Annotated in this window: 5 protein-coding genes; 2 read left to right on the top strand and 3 right to left on the bottom strand. The window is 59.6% G+C overall.

Features of this window, described 5'->3' with window-relative positions; genetic code table 11:
* The 3 genes from VGP75_RS04455 to VGP75_RS04445 all read right to left on the bottom strand — a co-directional run.
* On the bottom strand, positions 1-968 hold a 968-nt coding region (locus tag VGP75_RS04455), incomplete at its 3' end, for a thymidine phosphorylase (RefSeq protein ID WP_327542512.1).
* Between the two features lies 1 nt (position 969).
* Entirely contained in the window at positions 970-1,416 is a 447-nt protein-coding gene (locus VGP75_RS04450; RefSeq protein WP_327542511.1) for a cytidine deaminase, read from the bottom strand.
* 5 nt (positions 1,417-1,421) lie between these two features.
* Complete coding sequence (locus VGP75_RS04445; RefSeq protein ID WP_327542510.1) at positions 1,422-2,507, bottom strand: cupin domain-containing protein; 1,086 nt, start codon at positions 2,505-2,507, stop codon at positions 1,422-1,424.
* A 125-nt stretch (positions 2,508-2,632) separates the two neighbouring features.
* Between VGP75_RS04445 and VGP75_RS04440 the strand changes: the two genes are divergently transcribed.
* Together VGP75_RS04440 and VGP75_RS04435 are read left to right on the top strand one after the other, a co-directional pair.
* Positions 2,633-4,912: an NADP-dependent malic enzyme gene (locus VGP75_RS04440; protein WP_327542509.1), complete on the top strand. Its 2,280-nt coding sequence runs from the start codon at positions 2,633-2,635 to the stop codon at positions 4,910-4,912.
* Positions 4,913-5,010: 98 nt separating this feature from the next.
* Positions 5,011-5,329: acetyl-coenzyme A synthetase N-terminal domain-containing protein (locus tag VGP75_RS04435; protein ID WP_327542508.1), on the top strand; the 319-nt coding region annotated here is incomplete at its 3' end.

The raw sequence follows: 5,329 nt of genomic DNA, 5'->3' as shown, positions 1-5,329 counted from the left end.
TGCGCCATATCGGGCGGACCGCCCAAGGCCGCAATCATCTGGGAAAACCGCTCCATCGCGGCACCGCTGCTCAGGGCCTCCTTGACGCGCTGCACGGCAGCGGCGGTCTCTTCGCCCTGCATCATCAACAGCTGGGTACATAGCCCGACAGTCAGGTCATAGAGCCGCGGTGCCACAGTGGTATTGCCCGCCAGTACCTCCATACAGATCGCCACCTCGACCGCATTGCCTAGCGCGGGGGCCAGAGGTTCATTCATATCCGTAATCATTGCCGCCGTGGTACAACCCGCACCATTGGCGGCAGTCACCAGCGCCCGTGCAAGCGCACGTGCTTCATCGCGCGTTTTCATAAACGCACCCGAGCCGCATTTGACGTCCAGTATCAGGCTATCCAGCCCCGCCGCCAGCTTCTTGGACAGGATCGATGCGGTGATCAGATCAATGCTCTCGACAGTCGCCGTAACATCGCGGACCGCGTAAAGGCGGCGGTCGGCAGGGGCAATCTGGCCAGTCGCACTGACAATCGCGCAACCCACCTCGCGGGTGATCAGGCGCAACTGCTTTTCAGAGACGTTGATGTTCACACCCGGGATCGCTTCAAGCTTGTCCAGCGTGCCGCCGGTATGCCCCAAACCACGCCCTGAAATCATCGGGACATAGACGCCGCAGGCCGCCAGCACCGGCGCAAGGATCAGTGAAACGCAATCGCCCACACCGCCGGTCGAATGCTTGTCAATCACGGGGCCCGGCAAATCCCATGTCATCACGTCGCCACTGTCGCGCATCCCGATGGTCAGCGCCGTGCGCCCCGCATCACCCAGCCCGTTCAACACCACCGCCATGGCAAAGGCACCCGCTTGTGCATCGCTGACCGCACCACTCGCCAACCCTTTGGCGAACCATGTCAGCTCGTCCTGCGTGGGGGCCTTCTTGTCCCTGACAGCGGCAATGATGGCGCGGGCGTCCATGTCAGACGCGGCTCATATAGTCTGCGTCGAAACTGCCCGGCAAAAGGGCTGCGACCGTGGTTTCATGCACGATGCCATCGGTTGTCGTCAGGGTCACTTTGACATCGCCAGTTGCAAATTCCGCGATCTTCTGGCGACATCCGCCGCAAGGGCTGACGGGTTTGGGGCTGTCTGCGATCACGGCGATTTCGGCGATAGCAGTATCACCTGCCGCAATCATCGCAGCAATCGCGCCGGCCTCGGCGCAGGTGCCCTCGGGATAGGCCACGTTTTCGACGTTGCAGCCGACATGCACAGCACCCGAGGTCGCCCGCAACGCCGCCCCGACCTTGAATTTCGAATATGGCGCATAGGCGTTTTCGCGAACCGCGCGCGCGTGATCAATCAATGACATGAGGCCTCCGGTATTGATGGCGTCCAGAGTGTGACGGGTAGCTGCCGGATGCAAGAGGCTTAGGTTGTTGTAAAGACGCCCGGCAAGGTGACTTCAAGTAGCTCCAGATCATCCGAGGGATCGGCATAGCGCGTCTGCATACCCGGCGGGATCACAAAGGCATCACCGGGGGACAAGGTGAACGGGTCTTTGCCCTCTCCCTCCAATGTCATCGTGCCTTCCATGACAAAAGTGAAATGAATGTCCGCATCATGGCTTGTCCAGACCGGATCGCCCGCGCCTTTGCGCAGGACATTCACACCTGCAACACCTTTGGTATTGGTGGCGATGGTCGTATCACGCGCGATGAAACCTGGCAGGCGGGCAGGCCCCCACGCGGCCTTGGCCCCTTCGTTGAAGACAAACTTCTGCCCCTGCCATTCGCGATCAGGCCGCAGGTGCGGGGTGGGCAGCGCCATTTCGTGGTCAATCTCGGTGATGTGTTCTGCGGGCACACCGATTTCGATCACCTCGATCCCGTCGGAGGCTTCCAGCACGCGGTGGCGGATTTCGGGGGGCTGGATAAAGCAATCACCTGCGGTCAGGCGGATCGGGGGGCCCTGATCCTCATAGACCACATCGACCCAGCCACGGTAGCAAAAGATCAGCTGAAACCCGACCTTGTGGAAGTGCACCATATCCGGAACCGGCCCGCCATCTGGAATCCGAATGTGGCTGGCAATGATCGACCCGCCCAAGCGGGTCGGGATCAGGTCACGGTATTGCATACCTGCGCGGCCAATTACCCAAGGGGCCTGATCGGCAAGGCGGCGCACGACAAAGGCGTGATCGGTTGGTGGCAGTTCCAGAGGCGGGTGCAGCGGATGCACCTCGACCCGTGTGCCACCCGGGGATGTCAGCGTCTTTTGCCCATCCGCAAATCCTGCATCATCCGTCAGAATACGCAAAAGGCCAGGGCTATCGCCGGTGCCTTGATCAAGCCGCACCCGCACTCCATGACCGGAATAGACCGCCACGGAGGGGTCATCGGCAGGATAAATCATATCCAGCCGCATCCCCAAGGTGCCACCGAAAAACCCAAGGTCAGCCCGCAGGTCTGTTGTCGGCAGGCACAGCTCGGCACGTATTTCATGTAACTCTGTCATGTTTTGCACCCTGTCCTTGTCGCAAAATATTTGCAAGAGTAGGCGCTACGCAATTGACCCCGCGCTGCGCTTTCCGTAGGGACAAGGGAAAATGGTTTAACGTTAAACCATATTTGGAGGACGCTATGACAGACGATGCAAAAGACAGCCTGAGAGAGGCCGCACTTCACTATCATAAGTACCCCAAGCCCGGAAAACTCGAAATCCGCGCCACCAAACCATTGGCCACAGGCCGCGATCTGGCGCGCGCCTATTCCCCCGGTGTTGCCGAGGCCTGTATCGAGATCAAGAATGATCCCGACACCGCCCGCGACTACACCGCGCGCGGCAATCTGGTGGCGGTTGTCACGAATGGTACGGCCGTTTTGGGCCTAGGCAACATCGGCGCACTGGCCTCCAAACCGGTAATGGAAGGCAAGGCGGTTCTGTTCAAGAAATTCGCCAATATTGATTGCTTTGACATCGAGTTGAACGAACCTGACCCTTACAAGCTTGCCGATATCGTCTGCGCGCTCGAGCCCACATTCGGCGCGATCAACCTTGAAGACATCAAGGCCCCTGATTGCTTTATTGTCGAGAAAATCTGCCGTGAGCGGATGAACATCCCCGTATTCCACGATGACCAGCACGGCACAGCCATTGTAGTCGGCGCAGCCGCGACCAACGCGTTGCGGATCGCGGGCAAGACATTCGAAGAGATCAAAATCGTCAGTACAGGCGGCGGTGCGGCGGGCATTGCTTGTCTGAATATGTTGCTGAAACTGGGCGTGAAGCGCGAGAATGTTTACCTTTGCGATATCGAGGGCCTTGTCTACGCGGGCCGCGAAAAAGACATGACGCCACAAAAGGCCGAATACGCCCAAGGGACAACGCCTACAACACTGGCCGAAGTGATTGAAGGCGCGGACCTGTTCCTTGGCCTCTCTGGCCCCGGGGTTCTCAAACCCGAGATGGTTGCCAAAATGGCCGAGCGCCCGATCATTTTTGCATTGGCCAACCCCAACCCTGAAATTGACCCCGAAGTGGCCCGCGCGGTCAATCCCGAAGCCATCATCGCCACGGGACGCAGCGATTTCCCCAATCAGGTCAACAACGTCTTGTGCTTCCCTTTCATCTTCCGTGGCGCACTGGATGTCGGCGCCACCGAGATCAACGACGAGATGAAAATCGCCTGCGTCGAAGGCATCGCCGCACTTGCCCGCGCCACAACAAGCGCCGAGGCGGCCGCCGCCTATCAAGGCGAGAAACTGACTTTCGGGGCCGATTACCTGATCCCGAAACCCTTTGATCCGCGCCTGATGGGTGTTGTCGCCAGCGCAGTGGCCGGTGCTGCGATCGCAACCGGTGTCGCCACCCGCCCTGTCGACGATATGCAGGCCTATAAGGCGGCACTTGACGGTTCCGTCTTCAAATCAGCCATGATCATGCGCCCCGTATTCGATGCAGCGCGCACGGTCACCCGCCAGATCGTCTTTGCCGAAGGCGAGGATGAGCGCGTGCTGCGTGCCTCTCAGGCGATTATGGAAGAAACCACAGATACGCCCATCCTGATCGGCCGTCCCGAGGTGATCGCGGCACGCTGCGAACGCGCGGGCCTGAAGATCAGACCGGGTGTGGATTTCAGCATCGTCAACCCCCAGGACGACCCGCGTTATCGGGACTATTGGGGCACCTATCACGATCTGATGGCTCGCAGGGGGGTGACCCCTGATCTGGCCAAGGCCGTGATGCGCACCAACAGCACCGCGATTGCCGCCGTCATGGTGCACCGTGGCGAGGCTGACAGCATGATCTGTGGCACATTTGGCCAGTATCTATGGCACCTCAACTACGTTAGTCAGGTGCTCGGCACTGACGGCTATCACCCCATTGCGGGCCTGTCGCTCATGATCCTTGAGGATGGCCCGCTCTTTATTGCCGACACCCAAGTGCATCCCGAACCAACGCCCGCGCAAATCGCCGAGACGGTGATTGGTGCGGCACGGCACGTGCGCCGCTTTGGTGTCGATCCCAAAATCGCGCTGTGTTCGCACAGTCAGTTCGGCAACCTTGAAAGCGACAGCGGACGCCGGATGCGCGCGGCGATGGAAATCCTTGATAGCGCGCCGCGTGATTTCGCCTATGAGGGCGAAATGCATGTCGATGCCGCTTTGGACGTGGAACTGCGCAACCGCGTTTTCCCTGCGGCCCATCTGCCGGGTGCGGCCAATACGCTGGTCTTTGCCAACACAGATGCAGCCTCTGGCGTGCGCAATATCCTGAAGATGAAGGGGGGCGGGCTTGAGGTCGGGCCGATCCTGATGGGTATGGGCAACCGCTGTCATATTGTGACACCATCCATCACCGCGCGCGGTCTTTTGAACATGTCCGCCATCGCTGGGACACCCGTGGCGCATTACGGTTAGTTAAGTTTTTGACTAGATCGGTCGCTTGCACCGCTGCGAAGCTTGCAGAGGCCTGACCCCAAGCTTAACAATCCTGCCAATACGTTTGGGAGGACGACATGGGATATGCTGAGGTTTATGGCGCGTGGCAGAACGATCCGGAAAGTTTCTGGATGGAGCAGGCCAAATCAATCGACTGGGTCACCCCCCCGACAAAGGCGCTTGATGACAGCAAGGCCCCGCTTTACCGCTGGTTCACCGATGCCGAGGTGAACACCTGTTACAACGCCGTTGACCGCCATGTTGAAAACGGGCGCGGCGAACAGTTGGCTATTATCTATGACAGCCCCGTCACCCATACCAAGCACACGATCACCTATGCGGAATTGCAGACGCGCGTGGCTTCGCTTGCGGGGGCCTTGCGCGCCAAAGGCGTCG

The sequence above is a fragment of the Yoonia sp. genome (genome assembly GCF_036007805.1).
Lineage (GTDB): Bacteria > Pseudomonadota > Alphaproteobacteria > Rhodobacterales > Rhodobacteraceae > Yoonia.
The sequence above is the reverse complement of the archived record's forward strand: the minus strand, read 5'-3'. Positions and strand labels throughout refer to the sequence as shown.

Excerpts from the sequence above, each read along its gene's own strand:
- VGP75_RS04445 (WP_327542510.1), bottom strand. The coding sequence starts at position 2,507 with ATGACAGAGTTACATGAAATACGTGCCGAGCTGTGCCTGCCGACAACA.
- VGP75_RS04440 (WP_327542509.1), top strand. The coding sequence starts at position 2,633 with ATGACAGACGATGCAAAAGACAGCCTGAGAGAGGCCGCACTTCACTAT.